Below are 23,649 nucleotides of genomic sequence, written 5' to 3'. Positions count from 1 at the left end.
GCATATTTTAAAAGTTGTATAAGTTGTTTTCAGCTTTTTACAAATATAGCAACAACATCTTATTTTTTACAAAAATATTTATGCTTTTGTATTGAGGTTGTTTATAATCCTAAAATAATTTATTTTTTACGAATAGCACAGTTTATTTTACAGACATATTTTTACGGTTGTATTAGCCCATAGTATTAAAAATTCCTCATCTTTAATAAAAAAATATCCTAAATTGCGGTGTGTTTGAATCATAAATACGCCGCAATTTCGTTTTGTATGCAAGTATGATTTACTGAGGTTTTTTGCAACGATTTTAGCCCCAAGTTGTTTTTTTTTATTTGTTTTTTTTTCTGTGTAATGATGATGCGCCTTTTTATTTTTCTTTTTAATGTTTTATTCCTGTTCGCTGCTGCTGCCGAACCTTTGGCAGCGCAAGAGGTGAAGTTTTCGCGCCCTTTCAAAATGAACAACAAAGTAAAAGGCTACTCGTTGTTGGGCAATACCGCCGAAGGCATTGCGGTATATGTGTATGGTGACCGCTATCATCAAATACAAATGTACAATCGCAACAACTTGCAATTAGAGTGGTCGCGCGATTTGCCATTGGAGTCCAAAAAAGCAAATGTCATTGAAATTTTACCTCAGTGGAATAATTTTGTACTATTTTATTCGCTCCGCCAAGATGGTATGGAGCAGGTGTTTGTACAACAATTAAGCCTCAAACTTAATCCGCAGGGCGAAAAAAACCTTATTACCGAATATAAAAGTGATTTCATTGCGCCACGCGTACAGTGGGAGCTTATTACCGACAACCATCAACAGCATATTGTGTTGCTCAAAAAAATAACCAGTGTCGGTCGCCTCGATGAAATTACTTTTTTGGGAATAGACAGTTCCTTTAAAAAAAAGTACGAAATTCCTTTTTCTTTTAATGACGGTTGGCAGTATCATTTGGGGTTACTCAATAATGACGGTACACTTTATTTGTGTAATTTGCACAGCAGACGCGGTTTTATTACCGCCAATGATGATTTATATGATGCTTTCAGCATTCATCAAATAGATGGGCAAGGCAACAAAAAAGAACTTACCGCCGATAATCTTACCTATACTTTGAATGATTTGGTGATGGAATACGACACACACAACGATAACTTGCTCTTGTGCGGATTTTATACCGAGCGGCAGCAAGCAAGCCAAAGCAACGGCTATTTTTTTACAAAAGTATCTCCCACCCGATGGTATTTGGAAAAACCCGTTTTTAAGTCTTTTGACGAAAACACTATTCAAAAAACACAATCCGGTAATACCACACTTTTTGGCAATAACAACACTTTAAATAATTTTATTACCAAAAGAGTATTGCCCCGCAACGATGGAGGTGTGCTGATGCTCGCAGAATCGTATTATGTAAGTGCTCGCACGATGTATAATACTTTTTCTTTATTTAATGATTTTGGGCAGCGCGACCGACAAATCAGTTCCTATTATTTTAATGATGTGGTGGCTTTGTCGCTGTTGCCAAACGGAGAGTTGGAGTGGGTGTCGGTACTGAAAAAAGAACAATATTCCGAATCCGACAATGGCTATTATGGTTCTTTTGGCGTGATGAACAGCAAACAAGCCGTTCATTTGATTTTTAACGAAACTATCAGTTTTAATAGCAATGTCAATGAATATTTGCTCAATACCGACAGTAATTATGCCGTAAAAACTTTGCTCAATTCGCAGGAGTTCAATGTGCTGATGGCGGTGCGCTATGCCCGACAGATTTCTAATTATGAAATCGTTATTCCGGCATTTAATTATCGCGGTGAGTTTCTGCTGGCAAAGGTGCACTATTAAAAGAGATTGCCCACAACCCTGCAAAAGTGAGCGCACTATTGAGCAATAACAACTCAAATCCGAATTTGTAGCCATTGAACCATTGCGCCGAATTTTCGCTCAATACATAGCATATCAAAGGGGCGGCGATGCAAATGTAGGGAACTAAGGTGTCGCGGAGGTGGCGGCGTGTGAACAATCCAAAGGCAAATAATCCCAATAGTGGACCGTATGTGAATCCCGCAATGCGAAACACCATATTAATTACGCTTTCGTTTTGCAAATATCCCAACAATAAAATAAACAGCAACATACACACCGACAACAGAATATGTACTCTTTGGCGGGTGCGGCGTAGGCTTTTTTCACTGATGCCACTTTGCTTTTTTTGGTCAAAATCTAATATATCAATACAACACGAAGTGGTGAGCGCGGTGAGGGCAGAATCTACACTGGCATAGGCAGCCGCTACCAAGCCCAACAAAAACACAACGCTAATAGCGATAGGAAAATAGTTCAATGCCAATAAAGGATATAGATGGTCGCGTTTGGCGGGAATTTCAATACCTTCGCGGGCGGCGTATAAATACAATAATGCGCCCATTGCCAAAAAAATAATATTTACTATCAACAGAGAAACGCTGCTGTAAAAAATGTTTTTTTGAGCCTCTCCCAAACTTTTGCAACTGATATTTTTTTGCATCAAATCCTGATCTAAGCCCGTCATTGCGATAGCTGTAAATGCACCGCTCAAAAATTGTTTGAAAAAATAATTCGGGTCGGCAGCATTGTCAAAGAAAAATATTTTGGAATAGTCGCTTTGCGCAATTTGTGCTGCCGCTTCTATCGGCGACCAGCCTAATTGTGTGCATAGCCAGATAATAGTGGCAAAAAGTGCCATCAAAATAAAAGAAGTTTGAAGCGTATCTGTCCAAATAATGGTGCGTAAGCCGCCGCCGCGCGTATAAAGCCATATCAATACCATTGTGAGGCACACATTCAAAACAAAAGGTATTTGCCAAGCATCAAACATAAATTTTTGTAATACCATCGCTACAATATACAGGCGGATAGATGCGCCGAGTGTGCGCGAGAGTAAAAAAAATGAAGCGGCGGTTTTTTGAGAATAATTCCCAAAACGCTGACCCATATACGAATAAATAGAAGTGAGCCGCAAACGATAATACAAAGGTAACAATAATAAAGCAATGCAGGTGTAGCCCACCATATTGCCCAATATAATTTGCAAATACGAAAACTGCTGATTGAGTGCGCCCGCATTGCCCACCGCCCCCGGAACAGAAATATAAGTAATGCCCGATACCGAAGCCCCCACCGCCCCAAAAGCAATCACATACCAAGGCGACTGGCGATTGCCTATAAAAAAATCTTCGTTGCTTTGTTTGCCGCCTGTAAATTGTGCGATGCTCAACAAAAGTATAAAATACGCTACAACAATGAATAGCATTAAAAGAGGTGTCATCTCGGGGAACTGATAAAGTTGTTGTTGCGGCTAAGATACAACAGTCTTTGTACAATATGTGTGCGGTACAGCGAAAGAGCCAATTTTGTTTTTTTATACCGCCGCCTTCATCAACTCTTCATACACTTTGCGCCAATTGCGCCAATTGCCGTGTTCGCTGAGGGTATGATTGTGCCATATCATCGAAAAAATACCCCCCGTTTGCTTGCAACGTTCAATGATTTTTACACTTTTCCGAATCGCTGTTTGAGGGTCTAATGATAAATAGTCGCGCAGTGTTACGTCCATCAGCATAAAAGGAAATATGCGTAGCGGTGTGCGCATTTCTTTTTTTAAATGATAAAATTCAAAAGAAGAAGCAATACCCGCCCGAAATCCTATTTGAGAAGCATAGCCCATACTGTAATCTTTTTGAATATCATTTTTTAGGAGATTTTCATAAGTATCCGGCATTTTGAGTTTTATAAAATGCTGCCTGCTTTTTATAATATCGTTCTTTACTACTTCTGATAGTTGCTGAATTTCTTTCTGAAGTATTTTAATATCGCTGTTCGAACGATAAGAGGGGTGTATGCCGATGTTGGCATAATCTGCTATGGATTGTATCAGTTCCTGATATTCTTTGTACTCAATACCTATGTTTTTGTCGTATTGCGCATATTCGCCAATCAAAAAAAAATATAAACCCTTCACACCCGCATTTTCGTTTTTTTCACGAATATACTGGTAAGTATCGTAGGGGTCGTGGCGTTTTCCCCATAAAATGTTGATTTGGTGATATATTTCTTTGAATTGTAAATTTTTGAGTGATAATAAGGCTCTGCCCGTATTGCGAACAAAACCTTTGTAGCGGTAGCAATATGCGATGTCTATGTCATACGAAGGAATAAATTTGTAGTAGCGTTGGTAGATTTCAAAAGATGAATATTCTTTTTTTAAAAGCTTCTCCAATTGTTTTACCCAGATATTGACCACCGGCTGACGCAAAAATTTATTTCTGTATGCAAAACTTTCCTGTGCCGGAAAACGCCCATGTTTATCCACCGTGTGCGGTAAATACTCTTCGTAGCGCGATACTAAATAAAAAACCGCCGACAAAATGTCAAAAGGCAAACAAGATTCTAAATGTTGATGTGCGAATATCGTGATTTCGTCTTCGTAAGTCCCTATAGGAATTTTTCGGTGATGTACGCCTTTTTCCGACAACAAACCCGTCGCTTTTAAAAAAATACCGCCCTTTTCCGGTAGAGGCACTTCATCGTAGCATATTTTGGGTATTTCGCTTTCCGAAATAAAATCGGCTTCGTTGTCGGTAACGCGGCACTCCGCTCCCATCAACTCTTTAAATACCAAATTGACGGTATAAAGCAGACGCGGCGTAATTTTGGAACTGTACAACAACAACAAAGAAGCCATATTTTTTATATTTTATTTTTTACAAAAAGCAAAAAAGGCTCTCCTGCTGTTTTTTAGCAAGGAAAGCCTTTTTGAAAAGAAAAAAACATATTTTTTATCTTATGTTTTTTTATAATTGCTGAGGTTTAGTTTTTATTGCTTTCAAAAGCACCGTCTAAATCAAACAACAAAGAAAAACGCAAAGTATTTTCTAATGGATTATTGGGTGTGCTGGAGGTGGATAACAAGTACGAGAAATTGAAATTAAATACATTGTAACGCAAGCCCAAACCAAAAGTTACATATTTGCGATTGCCTTTGGTGCGGTGTTCGTTGAAGTGTCCCACGCGCAAAGCAAATTGCTGGTTGTACCAGTATTCCAATCCTACCGAATACATCAATTCACGCATCTCCTCTTTAAAACCACCCGGCGCATCATTGAACGAGCCAAACATTCCACTCAATACGCCTGCTTCGCGGTATTCGGGAATACCATCGCCATCGGTATCAAAATCAGGATTATCTATTTCTACGCCATTGGCATCTAATATTTTGGCAGGCACCGGCGAAGGCACCATTAACTTATTAATATCGGTAGCGATTGTGATGGAGTTGTAATCGTCAATGTCGCGTTTTAAACTTGCACCCAAGCCCAAATTAATCGGAATAAAATCTTTTGCTTTGTCATCGCTGTAAGATACTTTGTTTCCGATATTGGATATTGATGCCCCCAACGCTAATTTTCCGAAATCGTAATCGTTTTGATAATATACCGATACATCGGCAGCTACTACATTGGCGGGTTTTATTTCAATACCATCTACTACGGCATTGCCCGCCAGATTGGAGTTGGCATATTTGAGTGTTAAGCCCGTCGATAAATTGTCGGATAATTTACGCGCATAACCAAAATCAAAAGCTACTTCGCGCGGATTGAAATCGCCCTGACTTTGTTGGTTAATATCTACAAACGAAATATTACCCAAAGAAAAATAGCGCAACGATACCCCAAATGTTTGCAAATCGCCGGCACGCATATAGCCGCCTACATGTGCTATAAAAATGTCTTCTACCAAATTGCGCAGCCAAGGTGTGTAGGTAATGCCCACTGATGAGTTTTGTTCGGCAAAGGCTAATTTGGAAGTATTATAAAATAAAGAAGCAGCATCGGGAGAAGTTGCTACGCCCACATCACCCATACCACCCGAGCGGGCATCTGGCGTAATCCGCAAAAAAGGAATCGCCGTAAAAACCGTATTTACACAGTCGCTGCCGCCTAATTCGCAAGTGTTGATTTGTGCTTGCAGCGGATTACTCAGGCTGATAGCCGCTGCCAAAGCGAGCGCGGCTCTTTTCATTTTAGGGTCGGTTTTAATTAATTTAAACATCTAATTTATGAAAATATATTGATAATAATAATGTTTTGAATTCGGGCTGAAAGTTAATATTTTTTTTGCTAAACCTATGCTTAAAGTTTTTTTACTGCTGATAATTATATGTTTTTATAAATTGCGTCGAGCAGGAGAAATTGCTTTCAAACTGTTGTGCTTTGCAAAAGTATCTGTGCTTTTTGATAAAAAGATGATGGATGAATTTGATTTTATCGCACGAGTAATAAGCGGTTGCTCAAATGTGCGGTGCTTTGGTGTACGGGTTCTTTTACGGTCAGCTCATATATATAAATTCCCTGCGATAATGTGCTGCCCCCGTCACTGTCGGCTTGCCAGGTGATTTCTTGGTTGCGATTGCCGCCATTAAGCGTGGCGTTGATGGTTTTTACTAATTGCCCTGCGGTGTTGAAAATGCGCAAAGTCGCCTCCAATGGCGTATCGTGGTAGTTGTGGTCAAAGGCAAAAGTGGTCTCGGTACTCACAGGATTCGGAAAGTTGATTAAATTTTCCAATACCAATTCTGTTTTGTCCATTACTACAAACTCCACCACTCCTTCGCCCGGATTGTTGTAACTGTCCCATACACGCACCTTTGCCGTATGCAGACCCGCACTTAAATTGCTCAACTGAAAAGTAATTGTTCCGTAGCGATAATCTCCTGCATTGGCTTCGTAGGCATCATTGAGTAATATCACTTGTGTATCTTCATCTATAAAACCTTTCATGTCGTGCCCGATGCCCGTTCCCGAGGCATTGAAGCCGCTGTCGTCATACAATTTTACAAATAATTTGGGATTGTTGTTGGTAATGCCGCCGTTTTTAAAGTGTTCGTCATTGATAAATACTTCTACCACAGGAGGTATGGGGTCGGTTTGGTTGTTGTTGCTGATACCGCCTACAATAATGGTGGTATCTACACCTGCCGCATCTGCTAATCCGGCTTGGGCGTAATAGCTTATTTTCCCTTGTCCCAATGAATAATTAATATCTTTCGGCACTACAAATGATAACTCAAATTCGCCGTTGCTCACCTGTGCCGAACCACGAAAAATGCTGTTTTTTTGCATAGAAAAATCTGTTTCTACGCTTCCTGCATCGCCCGCTACAGCTTTGTCTTGTGCGAGGGTGCGGTATTGTGTTTCTTTGTCTAATACATTTATATATACTTGTCCGTTGAAATTGGGCAATAATGTGCCTGTATCATCGCATATTTTTCCGTTGAGGCGCACCCGACTGAGTGCTTTGAGGGTATCGCTTTCTGCTTCTTCAATTTCAATAGCGGTGGTTTGTATGTCGTAGCTCGGATAATTGAGGCGGAGGGCAGGGTCGCCCAACAACGTAAATTTACGGTTGTTGATGCCGGTATTGGCAGAGGCATTTTTTGCCAAACGCATTACATCGCCGATAGTGGGCATTGCTCCGTCAATGGGTTCAAACAGATATTCCAAAAAATTGAGGTTCATAATTTTGTTGTTGCCCGCCGTTACAGGGCGCGTAGTGGTGACGCTCGCAATGCCACCACCGTCTGGATTGAAAATTACATATTCGCCGGCTGCTGTAATTTGCGGATCGTCAAAGCGGCTGAAAGTGCAGGTTGCCGTTACAAACAAGGGCAGTTTGTCTTTGTTTTTCCAACCCTGAATCATCGGAATATCTATTACCGCTTCGCTGGCTAAATTTTTTTCGCCACCGTGCCCTACATAATTTACTAAAAAAGTACCGTTGAGAATTTTGTTGTTGATGGCATCATTTACAGTCGGATAACGGTCGTTGCCTGAAGTAGATATTTGCTGATACGCATCTAAATAAATTTTATCTATATTATACTGAGGATATTTTTTTAAAAAATCGGTGTGTGCTTCGGCGTGATTGAGATGCAGATTTCCATCGCCGTCATCGGCAACAAAAGTGAGCTGATTGAGCCAACTCCCTTTAGATGCCTCCGATTTGTAGTGTTTTATTTTCTCAACAACTGCCAGGGCTTGTTCGGCATTATCCACCGAAATTCTGCCGATGGCTGCATCTAAAGTAAAGTTATTGGATAGATTGCTGCCTTCGTGGTCTTCTGACAATACAAAATAATCATCGCTGCAATAAGTTCCAACGGTGTGTTCCGAATCAACACTTTCATAAACAGGCACTAAATTGGTGTTTTTATCGGCATCTGTGATGATGTTTTTATAATCGTAAGAGGCATCGCCAAACAAAAGCACATATTTCAAGGGTGTGCCGCGCTGATAATACATTCTGATATAATCGCGCAGGGCGGTGATGTCGCTGTTGCCCGAAGCAAATTCGTTGTAAATTTCATCTGTAAATACCACTTTTACCGACAAACCGCTGTTGGTGCGGTGAAAATCAGCTAATGCTGTGGCGGCTTCTGAAAGCAGTGGCGTGGTGATAATCAGATAATCCGGCGATTCGGGAGCGTGTAGGTTTTGCTTTTCTATCTTGCCCACCGCTTCGGGAACTAAATAAATATTTCCTTCAAAAGCAATGAAATGATGTTCGGTGTCGGTATTATCTGAAATAAAAGTTCTTTGGTTGCTGCCAATGCTTTGCAACACAACGGCACTTACTTCGTGGGCTTGGGTGCAATCCCACACACGCAAAGAAGCAGGAGTATTAGTCAGCGTGTAGCGCGTTGCTTTGCCGATGCTTTTTTTGTCGTATATAAGGCGTTGCCCTTGTTCTAAAGATGAAAAACTGCTAAAATCATGATATTGTCGGGCTTGTATATTCATATAATCCAACCAGCCTTTGGTATTGGACGAATTGCTTTTTAAGGTTATTTGCAAATTGATGCTTTCATTTACTGCATTAAAAGAGGTGCTTTGCTCCGCTACATAAGCGTAGGGTCCGTAGGTGCTGGTGCCTACTTGGTTGTAATCCAACTGCTTGAGGAGCGTATTGTTGTATTTAATCTCAAATTGCGATTTTACAAACTCATCGCGGGCAGCAAGTGCCATTTGTGCGGTTACGGCTTCATCGTTTTTTAAATGCGGTACAGAAAAACTAATGGTACGGCTATATCCGCTCGTAAAACTTTCGCCGTACCAGCGTCTGCCGCTTCGCAATAAATTGATGCTTTCGGTTTCGTGAGCTATCAGGGCATCGCCACTTTCGCTTTCATATTCAACGGCAGCACTTGCAGGTGTTACTTCGCTAATTCTTTTTCCTGCACCTATATCAAAATTTAAAAAATAATGATTGTAGTCGGAGTATAAATGCGTGGTGTGATAATATTTTTGTGTGGTGCTGTCGTACTGCCATTGATGCGGACTTTCGGCATAAAAATAAATAGCATCGTCATTGTCAAAAACATTGTTGTTGTTTTTATCAACTACTTCTATGGCGTTTTCCAATAAATCATCGGCACGCTCCGCGCCTGCTCTTTCGGGCAACATACCTCCACTATTGCCATAAATACGAATTTTATTCACATTTACTTTGGATACATCAACCCCTAATTTTTCTAAAAAATTTTTATCCAGAATATAAATTCCCGTTTCCTTTAGCCTGAATTTATAAAATTCTCCCTGATTTAATACCGATTGTTCTGTATATTGTGCCTGAACCATTGATACAGCCAAAAAACTATAACAAAACAACAGCAGCAAAAAGCGGGTATAGTTTTTGTCGTACATAATTTATATAATAATTACTCGTTATAATTTCTCTTTAAAAATATTGCCGTCAAAATTTACTCCTTAACAACTTATTCTTTTTACTTGTTTGCTATCTGAATCAGAATAATAATAAAATTACAGGAGCTTTGCCGACAAAATAAATACAAAAAATACGAATTTCCTGAAAAATTAATCAATTTTGCATTTTGCAAAGCCAAGACATGAAACGTAGTTTTTCTTTTATATTGTGTGTAACAGTTATTATTAGTAGCTTTTGGAGCGAAAATAGTTGCGCACAAGATGCTGAATTTAGTCAATTTTATGCAGCCCCCCTGCATTTGAACCCTTCTATGGTGGGTTTTACGGAGCAGCCGCGTGTTTCTTTAAATTTTCGTGATCAGGGCGTGGCTTTTAACAATGCCTATATTACGATGTCGTTGGCATACGACCAGCATTTCAGCCGCTACCGAAGCAGTGTGGGCGGTGCTGTATTCGCCGATGTAGCCGGAGGCCTGTACAATACTTATCAGGTGAGCGGTTTTTATGCCTATCGCTTGCCCCTCACCGAATATATGAATTTGCAAACGGGCATACAACTTGCCTATATGCAGCGCAATATCAACGAAGGAGAATTGTTGTATTATGATATGATTGACCCTCAAAATCCCAACAGTTCGCTGCCGGGCAACGAAATGCCTTTGGTGGATAATACCCTGCACCGCTTTGATGTAGGCGCAGGTGCGGTGTTGTACGAAGAGGATTTTTATGTAGGTGTATCTGCCAAGCACCTCACAACGCCTTCTTTTTCGTTCACCGGAACTGATGATGCCAATAACCGACTGCTGATGCGCTTTTCCATACATGGCGGCAAAACTTTCTATTTGACACCATCCAAACCCGGCGATGACCGCCGCTGGTATGTAGTGCCTAATTTTTTGCTGGTGAGTCAGGGAAATTTTGTGCAAATCAATGCAGGAGCCTATACGGGTAAAGGTAAATTATTCGGAGGTATGTGGCTGCGCCATGTGTTGCAAAATACCGATTCCTTTATCGTGTCGCTGGGGTGGCGTAGCGGAATTTTCAGAGCCGGATACAGCTATGACTTCACCGTGTCGCAAATCAAAAAACAAGCCGGCGCACACGAAATATCGCTTACGATAGACTGGGGACAAGATGAATATTATAAAAAAAGAAATCGCTTGCGTGGCGGTGCTTCTTGTCCTACTATGTTTAAATAATAAAAAAAATAATTATTTTTGTCGTCTTTCGCCGTAAAACCTTAAAAACAGCATTTTTTTCTGTAAAAGTGAAAATTTTTTAAAAAAATACAGCATCTTGCACAATATTCATGCGCTGCATGACGTTATTGGCTTGTTTTTGGTTGCATTTGTTTTTAAAAAAAATATTTTTTCAAACTATTTTTGTTAAAAAATCAAGTAATTTCAATACAAATAACTAATTTTGAACGCACCTAAAATTTTGACTTAATAAAAAAAATATGATGAAAGGCATTCAATCGTTTTTGATGATGGGGCTGGCTCTGACGCTTGCCTTTACCTTTTCTTCTTGTTCCAAAAAAGATAAATCGTCGGCTACGGGCTGGAATTACAACGACCCGAAATTCGGCGGCTTTGAAAAAAGCGAGAAGAAAGAACAAGCCTCCGCACCGGGTATGATTTTCATAGAAGGCGGAACTTTTGTGATGGGGAATACCGAGCAAGATGTGATGTTTGAATATCACAATATTCCCCGCCGTGTGACGGTTTCTTCCTTTTTGATGGACGAAGCCGAAGTGAGCAATATCAGCTATCGCGAGTACGTTTATTGGTTGGGTCGTACTTTTGGTTCGGTATATCCCGAATATGTGAAGGCGGCTTTGCCCGATACTTTGGTATGGCGCGAAGAGTTGTCGTACAATGAACCTTATGTAGAGCATTATTTCCGCCACCCTTCTTACAACGAATATCCCGTGGTGGGCGTAACTTGGTTGCAGGCTAATGAATTTTGTCGCTGGCGTACCGACCGCGTGAACGAATTGAAATTAATTGAGGAGGGCGTTTTGGAATTTGACCCCGACCAAGTGGGAGAAGACCATTTTAACTCTAAATCTTACTTATTGGGCAAATATGAAGGTATTACCAAAAAAGGTATGAAAAGCTATAATCCTACCGGAGAAGAAACACGTCCGGTGAAATTTGAAGATGGTATTATGGTGCCTGATTATCGCTTGCCTACCGAAGCTGAATGGGAATATGCTGCTTTGGCTTTGATTGGTACACAACCCAGCAAAGGCGAAGAGCGTTATACCGAACGCCGTATTTATCCTTGGAATGGTCAGGGTGTGCGCTATACCAAAGGTGGTAAAAATCAAGGCGATATTATGGCGAACTTTGCACGCGGTCGTGGTGACTATATGGGTCTTGCTGGTGCTTTGAACGATAACGCCGAAATTACTGCTCCTGTTCGTGCTTATTTGCCTAATGATTTCGGATTGTACAATATGGCGGGTAACGTGAGCGAATGGTGCTTAGATGTATATCGCCCGATGACCAGCCAAGATGCCGAAGATTTTAATCCTTTCCGTGGTAATAAATTTGAAACTTTGGATATGGATGAAGAAGGTGCGCCGCAACGCGATTCTTTGGGACGTATTAAATATCGTGAATATACAGCCGAAGAAATCGGACAACGCGACAACTATCGCAAAAGTAATGTTATCAACTATATTGACGGTGACGAGGAATCCGGCTTTACTTACGAATCTGACCAAACTACTTTGGTGAGCGATAAATCGCGCGTTATTAAAGGCGGCTCTTGGAGAGACAGAGCTTACTTCCTTTCTCCGGGTACTCGTCGCTTTATGGACGAAGACAAATCTTCCAGCACCGTAGGTTTCCGTTGTGCGATGATTAATGTGGGTAGCCCGAACGGAAAAACTTTCAAAGCTCCTAAATCAAAAGCAGGACAATAATTATTTCTTATTTTCTGCGTTATTTATAAGCGACTGTCAATACTCAATGATTGGCAGTCGCTTTTGTTTTTTAATTCATTTGTTTAGCTAACTGATTTTCATGAAATTGTAAAAATTAATCAAATTACCCCCACATATTATCCTTTTGAAATTATTTGACTTATTTTTTCGTATCTATTATTATGTATAAAAGGTTTTTTACGTTGTATTATCAATATAAAATTTTAATACAGACTTAAACGAATTTGATTTTTACTTTTCCAATTCATCATTTCATATCAATTAAATTTACTAAATTATGAAATATCGCGATTTTTCTATTTTTATACCTTTTATTTATTTGTTTTTATTTCTTTTCAATTCTCCCATGTCAAGGGCACAACAACAACAAAGTTTATATTTTAACCTCAACTGCTATCGCACTTTTACAGAAGCAGATAATGTAGAAGTGCAATTGAATTTTTATTACAATTACGATGCCGGTCGCTCCGCTAATCAGGCAGCGTTTCAGATGGCATTGTACGAAGCTACTTCCGAACAGTTTTTGAATGAATCGTTTTTTATGCAGTCGCAGCCCATTGATGATGAGTTGTTGAGCAAAATGAAACTTGTAAAAACTTGGGAGCAAAATTTTTCTGATTATAATTATCAGCCTTTGTCGGTGGGAAAATTGCCGCAGGGTGTGTATGTCTTAGAGGCTGTGTCGGGCGGAAAAAATGCCGCTATTCCGATTATCGTAAGTCATTATGCTTTGATTACACAGGCATTGGGCAATGAAATGCTTGCTTCTTTGTCTGATAATGGCGGAAATATACACCGTGATTTTTCGGTGTATGTGCCCCGAAAAGGCGAAAAGAAACCTTTGGAAATAAAAGCTAAAAATGGTGTCGCTTTTGTAAAGTTGCCTCAAAAAGATAATCAATACCATTCCGCCTTACCTGTGTTGGCTATCGCTGACGGAAAGCTGAGTGTATCGCAAAGCTATTTTGATTATTATTATCAACGCCAACAAAGCCACCGCCAATATATTTTTACCGACCGCTCGGCTTATCGCCCTACACAAACAGTGCTTTTTAAGGGTATTTTGCGCGATAAAGAAAGTATAGGGTATGTTGTTTCCAAAGGAAAATTTGTATATAAAATTACCGACCCCAACGGCAGCGAAGTTGCTAAAAAAGAGGTGGAACTTTCGGCAGACGGTACTTTTAATGACGAATTTCAATTGACTCAAGATGCCGCACTCGGCAATTATTATATAGATATTTATCCCGCTGCACTACAAGAGGAAGAACGCTACCCTTGGTATTATAATTATAATGTACAGAGAACTGGTTTTTTGGTAGAAGAATATAAAAAACCGGAATACGAAGTATTGGTGGAGTTGGATAAATCACAATATGTGTCGGGCGATGCCCTGAAAGCAGAAATTTGTGCCAAATATTTTTTTGGCGCACCTGTTACCAATGCCGAAGTGAACTACAAAATTATTCGTGAGCAACTTTATACGCCTTGGTATTGGAGATGTGCATACGCATGGTGGTATGAGGATTATTATCCTTACTATCGTGAGCGCGAAATTGTGCATAGTGGTAATGGAAATATTGATGAGCAGGGCTGTTTTTATGTCAGTTATAACACCGATGCTCAAACTACCCAAAATTACCGCTACACCGTTATTGCCGAAATCACTGATGCCAGCCGCCGCACCATCAGCGGCTCTGCTTCGGCTACCGTAGCCAATACCGAATTTACCGTTTCTGCCCAAAGCGAAAAATATTACTACAAGCCCAATGATATGGTGCGCGTTATTGTTGCCGCCGCCGACTACAATCAAAAACCGGTACAAACCGACATCTATGCGCGGGTATATGCGCAGGATTATAAACACGGCTACAGCAACAAACGCCTGATAACGACTCAGAATGTAAGCACCAACGCTACTAGCGGCGAAGCTGTCGTGGAGTTTAAAGCCAACGAAAGCGGATATTACACCATTGAAGTGGAAGCCAAAGATTCACGCGGCAAACTCACCACTGCTACCGCTTATGCCTATATTTTGGACGAAAAAGATAATTTCGCGTGGTGGCAACAAAATGGCGCACAAATGCAAATACTTACCGACAAAAAAGTGTATAATGCTGGCGAACAAGTGCAGGCAATGATTTTTGTGCCACAAGCTGCCGATGCCCTTATTACGTTAAGCAGCGATGCTTTTCATCATTACGAAGTATATACTTTTAAAAAAGATAAAAATGCCGATACCAATGGCGGCGCACGCGAAATTGTTTTTGATATAGCTCCTCATATTTACGGCAAATTAAATATAGCCGTTGCCCTTTATCAAAATGGGCAATTGCAGTTCGGACAAGAACAAATCACCATTATTCCGCAGCAGCAGTATCTCAATGTAGAAATTGTATTTAATGAAAGCGACTACCGCCCCGCTACTACCGCCGAAGCTACGGTGCGCGTAACCGATGCAAACGGCAAGCCCGTGCCCAACGCCGATGTAGCACTCGCCACCGCCGACGAAAGCTTGTTTTTCCTTTATCCCGACAACACGCCCGATATTCGCAAAGTTTTTTATGATGCCCAACAACAACGATATGTAAATACAAACGCCAATCAGTACAATTATTACAGCAATAGTAATTGGTTGTCGCCTTTTGGTTTGGAATGGCGCAGATTGAAATGGAAAAAAAATGATTTTAATGCCGCCATGTTATCTGAATAAAAGCGAGTGGTATCGCTTGGCGGCGGTATATTATGGTGCAGAGCCAAAAAATGAATCTTTGCTGGTATCCGGTTATGTGTTGCACAAAGATAGCGGCTTGCCTATCACTAATGCTGATGTTTTGGTGGGAGATACTCATACTGTTACCAATGCGCAAGGGGCTTATACCATAAAATTGGATATGAAGAAGGCAGTGTCAGAAGGATACAGCCTCGCTGCAAAAGCAGCTTATAAAAATCAACATACGATTTTACAAAATATCAAAATAACTCCCAATGTAAAAGCGGTATTGCTCAATATAGCTGTTGATGATAAAAATAATAAAGAATTCAAAGAGGATATTTATATCAGTGATCAAATGAATGAAGTGGAGGCTGTTGCTTTTGCTGCGGATGCTGTTGCAGGCGGTAATAATTTAGATGAGGTAGTAGTAGTGCAAAGAGCAAGAGCAGTAACTACTTCTGCTGCACCCGCCGAAGGTCCGCGTAAAAGTATGGCTGCCAAAGAAAGTGCCAACGGTGGCGGCGGTGCCGAAGAAAAATTCGTAGAAGCCACCGTGCGCAGCGACTTCCGCGATGCCATCTATTGGAATCCATCGCTCAAAACCAATGCCAACGGCGAAGCCAAAGTCAATATCGCTTTGCCCGATAACCTCACCACCTGGCGCAGCACTGCCCGTGTAATCACCGCCGATAGCAAAGTGGGACAAACGCAGGCTAAAATTGTCGTTACCAAAAATTTATTGGTTCGTATGGAAACCCCCCGCTTCATCACGCTTGGCGACGAACTGCTCATTGCTACCAATATTCACAACTATTTGTTTGATAAAAAAACCGTAAAAGTTTCGCTGCAAGCCGATAATCTTACGCTCGAAGGCACTGAACAAATGATAGAAGTAGCCGCCAACAGCGAGCAACGCATCGACTGGAAAGTGAAAAGCGAATGGCTTACGCCCAAAGCACAACTTACTGTAAAAGCACTCACCAACGAAGAAAGCGATGCTATGGAAATAAAAGTGCCTGTGTTGCCTTATGGTTTGGAAATGGTAAAAGCTCAATCCGCTTATTTGGAAAATAACCAAGATGCTACCATCACGCTCCACATACCCGCCTCTGCCGACCTTCGTGCTGTGCAGGCACAGTTGAGTTTGGCTCCTTCGGTTACTGCCGCTTTGCTCTCTTCTATGGATCAGCTCATTGGCTATCCTTATGGCTGCGTGGAGCAAACCATGAGCCGCTTTATGCCTTTGGTGGTAGTGGCTAATACTTTACAAAATATTGGCACCGATTATCAAAGCACTATTTCAAGAGCCGAATTGGAAAAAATGGCAGCGCAGGGTTTTAAGCGTCTGGGCGAACTCCAACACCCCGACGGCGGTTTCGGTTGGTGGGAGCAAGACCAAAGCCACCCTTTTATGACTGCTTATGTGTGTTTTGGACTCAACAATGCCGCCAAAGCCGGATTTACAGTGTCCGAACATTTATTTGCGCAAGCGAAAAATGCACTCCGAAATCAAATAGAAATTAACAACTACGACAATCCGGCTACGCAGGCTTATCAAATGATGGTAGCTGCCGAATGTGGTATGAGCGATTTGTGGAAAAAACCGCTTGTTTCGGGTAAAGATGCTTACGAAATTGCTTTGTGGGCACAAGCTGCCAATGTTGTCAACGATAAAGCTACTGTACAGGATATGGTGGATAAATTGGAAAAATTGGTGCAGCAAGAAGGTGCGTTTGTTTATTGGGGCAGTAAAAAATTCTATTATTCGTGGCAAGATGACCAAGTAGAAACCACCGCCAATGTAGTGCGAGCTATTGCTGCCGTGCAACCGCAACACCCTTTGTTACCAAAAGCTATTTTGTGGCTGATGAGCAAACGACGCGGAAATGAATGGCACAATACGCGCCAAACTGCCATGATTATTTTTGGTTTGCAGGAGATTATTAAAAAAGAAGTAAATCCTGATTTAGCAGTAGAAGTATGGGTAAATGGCGAAAAAGTAGATACCCGCACTTTTGCCGCCGCCGATGTGTTTAAAAAGTCAGAGCCGTTGACACTCTATGCACAAAATTATCATGTGGATAAAAATGCCGCCCCTGATTTATCTAAATATAATTTGCTCAAACACGGCGATAATCACATTGTTATCAAACAAAAAGGAAAAGGCAGTAACTACGCCTCTGCCAAACTCACTTATTATGTGGCAGGAGATGGCATTGAAGCGCGTAATATTCTTGCCGAAAACGCGCCTTTTGAGGTGAAGCGCGAGTATTTTAAATTGGTGAAAAAAACACAAAAAGACGGCTCGCTTATTTATGCCAAACAAGCCGTTGGTACTCAGGATTTGAAAAGCGGCGATGAAATTTTGGTAAAAGTAACCGTAAAAGCCGACAATACGCAAGAATTTGTGTTGATAGAAGACCCCATAGCCGCAGGTTGTGAATTTATCCGCGATGAAAAAGGGTATGTTATTGAAGGTGAAGATAATTACAAGTATTCTGTCGGAAAACACGGCAGACGTATATGGTATCCGAACTACAATAATTGGTACACCCACCGCGAATACCGCGATGCTCATTTGGCTCTTACAATTACCAATTTGGGCAAAGGCGAATATGAATACAGCTATTTGATGCGTGCTCAAATTCCGGGCAGCTACAAAATAAACCCCACAGTGGCGCAGTTGATGTATTATCCCGAAGTGCGCGGTTTCAGCGATTTTAAATCTATCAAAATTGTAGATTAGTTATTGCTGGTTGCCCTGAAAAATAAAATCCCTTTGCTTCTTTTTTTGGAGCAAAGGGATTTTATTATGGTCGGTTTTTTTTCTTTTATCGCTGACCCAACAGCGTTTTTCCTTGTTTGAAACGTTCGCTTCCTTCTTTTAAAAACTGTTGGTACTCTTGCACATTCGGTGTATAACCCACTGGTTTGTTGAGCAACTCACCTTTATCGTTTATCAGTACATAATAGGGCTGGCTGTTGCTGTTGAAACATTTGATTTGTAAATAAGTCCACTTATCGCCCACTGTGCGTACTTTTTTGGTTTCGCCGTTTACTTCGTAAGTAAATTGCTGTGCTTCGGGCAATTTTATTTTTTCATCAACATATAAAGAAACCAACGTGTATTCCTTCATCTCATCGGATACGAGCGGCCATACATTTTCTTCCATTTTACGACAACTCACACAAGCCCAACCTGTAAAATCTACCAAAATCGGTTTTCCTGTTTTGCGAGCTTCTGCGATGGCTACTTCTAAATCATCATTGCTCCCAACAACAATACCCATATTCCCAAAAATATTTCGCGCGGGAGCAAGCCCCATTGTTTTACTAAGTCTGCGTTGGATAAAAACTTGAGGGCGAAAATCAGTTCAATGAAACCCAGTACAACTTTTACCACATTCAGCCAACCGCCGCTTTTGGGTAGGGAGTTGAGCCACGAAGGAAACATCGCAAAAAGTGCAAAAGGCAACGCCAATGCCAGCGAAAATCCGAACATTCCCATCAGCGGACCTATGTTTTGTCCTTTTACAGCTGCTTCTACCAACAAAGTTCCGATGATAGGACCTGTGCAGGAAAACGATACCAATGCCAAAGTGAATGCCATAAAGAAAATCCCTATCAAGCCGCCGCGCTCGGAGGCGGTATCGGCTTGATTAATCCACGAGGAAGGCAGGTTGATTTCATATAAACCAAAAAATGAAAGCGCAAATACTACAAATACCACAAAAAATCCGATGTTTACCCAAGGGTCGGTGGAGATGATGTTGAGCATTTCGGCACCAAATAGTTTAGTGACCAAAAATCCCAATCCCACATAAATAATAATAATGGAAAGCGCGTAAATGATGGCATTGCGCAAGCCGGAAGCGCGGTCTTTGCTGCGTTTGGTGAAAAAACTCACCGTGAGCGGTATCATCGGAAATACGCAAGGTGTGAGCAATGCCGCCAAACCTCCTAAAAATCCCATTAAAAAAATCCACCAGTTGCTGTGTGTGCCACTTTGTTTGTAATTGCTGGCATCTGCTCCACAGTCGGCGATAAGCCCTTCCAAATTGCCATTGAGTACGGCGGCAGTGGCATCAACGGCGGTAGCGGCTGTTGTTGTTATTGCAGCAGAATCGCCGGTAGCTGTTGCTGCTGCATTGTTGCCAAGGTCGCTGTTGGCGGGTGTGGTGGTGGCTGTTGCCGTTGGGCTGTTGTTGTCTTTGCCGTTTTTGGTAGTAGTATTATTGTTGTTGGCAGTGCCTCCTTGATTGTTGTTGGTAGCCCAACCTCCATTGTCAGCTTTATCGTTTCCTGACGACAAAATTCCCCCATTGTTTTTGGGTGAGTTGCCGACATTGGAAGAAGCAGGCGAAGTTTGGGGCAACTCAAAAGAGAATTCCACTTGGTCGGGCGGCAGACAGCGTTCGTGGTCGCAGGTCATAAATTCCAAATAGCCCGCTACTTTGGCGTTGGCTTTAGACGCTTTTACTTTTTTGACAAAAGTTACTTCTTTTGAAAATTTTTTCACTTGCATGTCAAAAATCGGGTCGTGCTTGTCTATAATTGCCCCGCGCTCTTCCAGCATACCGTCTTTCATTTCTACTCCTTCTTTTTTCTCAAAAGTAAAAGTAGTGGGTATGGGACCCTCTCCCGAATTATCTTGCGAGTAAATATACCAACCGTTGTCTAATTTTGCATGAAAAGTAAGTTCATACTCATTGTTGCCCAGCGATTTTTTATCTATTGTCCATTTTACGGGCTTAAAAATCTGTGCCGATACAACAAGGCTTTGTGCCGTTATCAATAACAATAATAAAACTATCTTTTTCATATAGTAATTATCTTTTAAAGATAAGTAACGAATTATATACAAAAATGTTTTGATGCAGTGTAGAACAATAAAACCTTCAAGATTTAAGCCAATCTTGAAGGTTTTATATGGACTATTTTGTTTGCATGCTGCAAATTTAGGGCGGGCTGCCGATAAAAAATGTCAATTAATGCTAAATACCATTAATTGTGGTGTAAAAATTTCTTAATCGCTGTTTTTCCTTGTGCGTTCGTGATTTTTACGGCATATAAAGCCTCCGGTAAATGTGCAATATGCAGGCGGTGGCTGTTGCCCTGACTCACTTCTTTGCTCAATACTGCTCCGTTGATACTCATCAGCTCAATGGTAGCTCCTTGTAGTTGCTCGCTTTGCAAAGAGAGGTAATCGGAGGCGGGGTTGGGCGACAAAGATACCGCCGCCGCAAAAGCAACATCTTCGATGCCTGTACCGGTTTGTATTTTTAAAATATACTCACCCGGAAAAATGGCACCCGGAAAAGTGGTAGCCGTAGGCAAAAATGCAGTAGCATTGCCATTTACATACACATAAGCAAATACTTTGATGCTGTATTCTCCGGTGGCGGCAGGCGTGCCTTCTATTTTCAAACAGCCTGAAGTTTTGTCCAGAAACTTACAATCTGCCGTACCGCACGAATAAGTAAAACCTTGCGGCATACCTTCTATTTTATAAATAATTACCGAATCCAAATCGGCGAGTGCGCCCAGCAAATTCAAAGAATCCGGTACTACGGCAGTAAATGTAAAATCGTAAGGCTGATTTACATAGCCGATTTTGGTAATGCCTAAAGTGTCCACATCTGCACCTACGGGGTCAGGCAAAGGATACACACCTACACCTTGGGCTTCGTAAGAAGCATCCGGCTCACATTGTGCAAGCGCAAATAGTGGAGAGAGCAACATTAACGTAAAAAGTAAAATGTTTTTCATTCGTATAAAAAATGTTGGAATAAATAAAAAAAACAAATTTAGTAAAAAACAAAGATAGTCTTTTTATGAAAAAATAGAAAGACAGCGGAAATATTTTATAAAATGCTTTATAATAAATGGCAGTTACTTTGTTCTGAAATATATGCTTGGCTATCTGCCATAATGTCTTTTATTTTTAAAAAACGATACTTTAAAAATGTAAAATATTTTGCAATGTCTCTATGGCTTGGTGAAAATATTTTATCGTACAACATAATTTTTTTAAATTTGTGTGAACTCTGTTTAATCTTGTTATTCAACCCTTATTTATATTGTAGTTTTTATGATGATGTCGCGCTTATTTTATTATAACTTGTTGCTGTGTTGTGTGATAGTGGCTGTGGTTGCCTGCAAAAACGAACAACCGACAACTGCTCCTACAGCCGCCCCTGCCAATACTGCCGCTTCTACCCCACCACCAGCTGCTGCTCCTGCCGATGCCAATGCACAGGAAATCGCCCTTCGTTTAGCCCCCTATCTCAAACGCAGCCAATTGGTAGAATTTCAGTTTTATGATGAAGGAATATCCTCCGAAACCGAAAGCAAAGAACAAATTGCACAATTTGTGTTCTTTTTAACCAATCAGCCCCCTGTCAAAAAAAATTGCGACTTTGATGGCGGCATCACTTTCAAAGATGGCGAAGGCAATATTGCCGCCACCATTGACTATGCCGTAAAAAAAGGCTGCAACTGGGCAAAACTAACCCTTGACGGCAAAAGCAGCGACCATCAGTTTACCGATGCCGGACTGAATTTTCTCAAACAGCTCCTTTCAGTGCAGGCACAAAGCCAACCCAATAACCTGCCACCACAACGAAAACACTAATTTTTTTTGCTTTGATTCAAGCACCTTTTCTATTTTTTTTAAAAAAAAGTAAAAAAATTTTAACCCCATACAATATTTTTTAGGCATTTGTGTTTTAAACAATAATATATCTAAATCATACAAAATATAACTTCATTATCAAAAAGCCTATGATACAAACTTGTACAAAAAAAGATTTAGTTCGCTGCTTATACCGCGAAACTTCTTTGGAAGAGAGCAAAGCCATTCAGGAAGTATTAGAGCAAGACGAACAACTACAAGCCGAGTTTATACAAATGAAAGAAATGAAAAATAAATTGTCGGCTTTTGCAGCTTCGCCCAGTTCGGCTTGTATTGATTTCATTTTGCAATATAGCCTGCACACTCAAAAAAACACTACTCCGCTCTCTTGTGCATAAAAAAGCGGATTTTTTTTATTGCCTGAATAAGGGGTGGGTGTAAATGCCGCGCTTCGCTAACCAATACCACAACGACACCCGCATCACACCCAATCCGTAGCGAAGGCTTCGTCTGAAATTGATAGATGATGCCTCTGCAAAGTATTTGGTCGGGCAGGTGATTTCTGCCACTTCATAACCTTTGAAAAGAATTTGTACCAAAAATTCATTGTCAAATATAAAATCGTCATCGTTGGCTTCAAAGTTGATGCTTTCCAGCACTTCGCGGCGGTATGCGCGATAGCCGGTGTGGTATTCCGACAATTTATTGCCGGTGAGCAGATTTTGAAAAAAGGTTAAAAAACGGTTGGAAATGTATTTGTACAAGGGCATACCACCACGCAAAGCTCCGCTGCCCAAAATACGCGAACCAATCACCACCGGATACAAATCGCTGGCTATAATTGTTGCCATTGGCGCAATGAGTAAAGGTGTGTATTGATAATCGGGGTGCAGCATTATCACAATATCTGCCCCTATTTCGAGGGCTTTGCGATAGCAGGTTTTTTGATTGCCGCCATAGCCTTTGTTGGTCTCATGACTCAATACATGATCAATACCTAATTGTTGTGCCAGTGATACCGTGTTGTCGTTGCTGCGGTCGTCTGTTAAAATAACGGCATCGGTGAGCGGAAAAGGAATTTCGCGATATGTTTGTTCCAAGGTGCGTGCTGCATTGTAGGCAGGCATAATTACCACTATTTTTTTTCCGTTCAGCATGTGTATGATTTCAGATGAAAAAATATTTTTTAAAGCAAATATAGTTTTTCTGTCTGATAAATCGTTTATAAACCGAATACCATCTTGCACTTATTTTTAAAAAAATAAAAAACTATATTGTATGAAAATTCATTCATCTGTTTTGCAATCTATGGCAATAGCCTTAGCAATTACCAGCTTTAACAGTGCTTGTAGCAGAGAAAAAGCACCGAACCTGTCGTCTGATAATAATAAAGAAATACAAGAAGTAGTTATTGATAAAAAAACTGTGCCGGCTTCCAAAGAAGAACTTGAATGTTCAAAGGAAAATAATCAAAACCGCAAGCCTCGTGCTTATTATTGTACCGGTTGCGGAATGGGTTGATGAATTAATGCTTTGCAAATTGCTTTTAAAAAATAAAAAAACTTTTAGTATCATGTTAAGCAGCATTTTACGT

At 40.8% G+C, this 23,649-nt stretch carries 14 protein-coding genes and 1 pseudogene; 8 read left to right on the top strand and 7 right to left on the bottom strand.

Going from position 1 to position 23,649, the window contains the following annotated elements; all coding sequences use genetic code 11:
- Positions 1–348 precede the first annotated feature (348 nt).
- On the top strand, positions 349–1,836 hold the full coding sequence (locus IPL35_10200) for a hypothetical protein (GenBank protein ID MBK8443747.1): 1,488 nt from the start codon (positions 349–351) through the stop codon (positions 1,834–1,836).
- On the opposite strand, the gene IPL35_10195 is transcribed toward IPL35_10200, so the two are convergent.
- From IPL35_10195 to porU, 4 genes are all read right to left on the bottom strand, one after another.
- Positions 1,793–3,298 carry a sodium:solute symporter gene (locus tag IPL35_10195; protein MBK8443746.1) on the bottom strand — a complete coding sequence of 502 codons (1,506 nt, stop codon included), beginning with the start codon at positions 3,296–3,298 and terminating at the stop codon, positions 1,793–1,795. The genes IPL35_10200 and IPL35_10195 overlap by 44 nt on opposite strands.
- Positions 3,299–3,391: 93 nt before the next feature.
- Positions 3,392–4,714, bottom strand: coding sequence for a polysaccharide deacetylase family protein (locus IPL35_10190; GenBank protein MBK8443745.1), 1,323 nt, complete (start codon positions 4,712–4,714; stop codon positions 3,392–3,394).
- 125 nt (positions 4,715–4,839) lie between these two features.
- Positions 4,840–6,051: a type IX secretion system outer membrane channel protein PorV gene (gene porV / locus IPL35_10185; protein ID MBK8443744.1), complete on the bottom strand. Its 1,212-nt coding sequence runs from the start codon at positions 6,049–6,051 to the stop codon at positions 4,840–4,842.
- Positions 6,052–6,293: 242 nt separating this feature from the next.
- Positions 6,294–9,731, bottom strand: a complete 3,438-nt coding sequence (gene porU / locus IPL35_10180) for a type IX secretion system sortase PorU (protein MBK8443743.1) — start codon at positions 9,729–9,731, stop codon at positions 6,294–6,296.
- Between the two features lie 203 nt (positions 9,732–9,934).
- Between porU and IPL35_10175 the strand changes: the two genes are divergently transcribed.
- The 4 genes from IPL35_10175 to IPL35_10160 all read left to right on the top strand — a co-directional run bounded on the left by IPL35_10175 (position 9,935) and on the right by IPL35_10160 (position 18,167).
- Positions 9,935–10,951 (top strand): PorP/SprF family type IX secretion system membrane protein, encoded by a 1,017-nt coding sequence (locus tag IPL35_10175; protein ID MBK8443742.1) that lies wholly within the window; start codon positions 9,935–9,937, stop codon positions 10,949–10,951.
- A 263-nt stretch (positions 10,952–11,214) separates the two neighbouring features.
- Positions 11,215–12,684 carry an SUMF1/EgtB/PvdO family nonheme iron enzyme gene (locus IPL35_10170; protein ID MBK8443741.1) on the top strand — a complete coding sequence of 490 codons (1,470 nt, stop codon included), beginning with the start codon at positions 11,215–11,217 and terminating at the stop codon, positions 12,682–12,684.
- A 367-nt stretch (positions 12,685–13,051) separates the two neighbouring features.
- Positions 13,052–15,418, top strand: coding sequence for a hypothetical protein (locus IPL35_10165; GenBank protein MBK8443740.1), 2,367 nt, complete (start codon positions 13,052–13,054; stop codon positions 15,416–15,418).
- Positions 15,387–18,167 (top strand): hypothetical protein, encoded by a 2,781-nt coding sequence (locus tag IPL35_10160; protein MBK8443739.1) that lies wholly within the window; start codon positions 15,387–15,389, stop codon positions 18,165–18,167. Before IPL35_10165 ends, IPL35_10160 begins: the two co-directional genes overlap by 32 nt.
- 85 nt (positions 18,168–18,252) lie before the next feature.
- On the opposite strand, the pseudogene IPL35_10155 reads toward IPL35_10160, so the two are convergent.
- Both IPL35_10155 and IPL35_10150 read right to left on the bottom strand, forming a co-directional pair.
- Positions 18,253–19,853 (bottom strand): annotated as a pseudogene (locus IPL35_10155) (thioredoxin family protein).
- A gap of 572 nt (positions 19,854–20,425) precedes the next feature.
- Positions 20,426–21,190, bottom strand: a complete 765-nt coding sequence (locus tag IPL35_10150) for a T9SS type A sorting domain-containing protein (protein ID MBK8443738.1) — start codon at positions 21,188–21,190, stop codon at positions 20,426–20,428.
- A 367-nt stretch (positions 21,191–21,557) separates the two neighbouring features.
- Between IPL35_10150 and IPL35_10145 the strand changes: the two genes are divergently transcribed.
- Positions 21,558–22,055, top strand: a complete 498-nt coding sequence (locus IPL35_10145; protein ID MBK8443737.1) for a hypothetical protein — start codon at positions 21,558–21,560, stop codon at positions 22,053–22,055.
- Between the two features lie 149 nt (positions 22,056–22,204).
- Positions 22,205–22,453 carry a hypothetical protein gene (locus IPL35_10140; protein ID MBK8443736.1) on the top strand — a complete coding sequence of 83 codons (249 nt, stop codon included), beginning with the start codon at positions 22,205–22,207 and terminating at the stop codon, positions 22,451–22,453.
- 15 nt (positions 22,454–22,468) lie between these two features.
- On the opposite strand, the gene IPL35_10135 is transcribed toward IPL35_10140, so the two are convergent.
- Positions 22,469–23,212 (bottom strand): glycosyltransferase family 2 protein, encoded by a 744-nt coding sequence (locus IPL35_10135; GenBank protein MBK8443735.1) that lies wholly within the window; start codon positions 23,210–23,212, stop codon positions 22,469–22,471.
- Positions 23,213–23,333: 121 nt separating this feature from the next.
- On the opposite strand from IPL35_10135, the gene IPL35_10130 reads away from it, so the two are divergent.
- Positions 23,334–23,576, top strand: a complete 243-nt coding sequence (locus IPL35_10130; GenBank protein MBK8443734.1) for a hypothetical protein — start codon at positions 23,334–23,336, stop codon at positions 23,574–23,576.
- Positions 23,577–23,649: the final 73 nt, after the last annotated feature.

The organism is Sphingobacteriales bacterium (assembly GCA_016711285.1).
Taxonomy (GTDB): Bacteria; Bacteroidota; Bacteroidia; order Chitinophagales; family UBA2359; genus JADJTG01.
The sequence above is the reverse complement of the archived record's forward strand: the minus strand, read 5'-3'. Positions and strand labels throughout refer to the sequence as shown.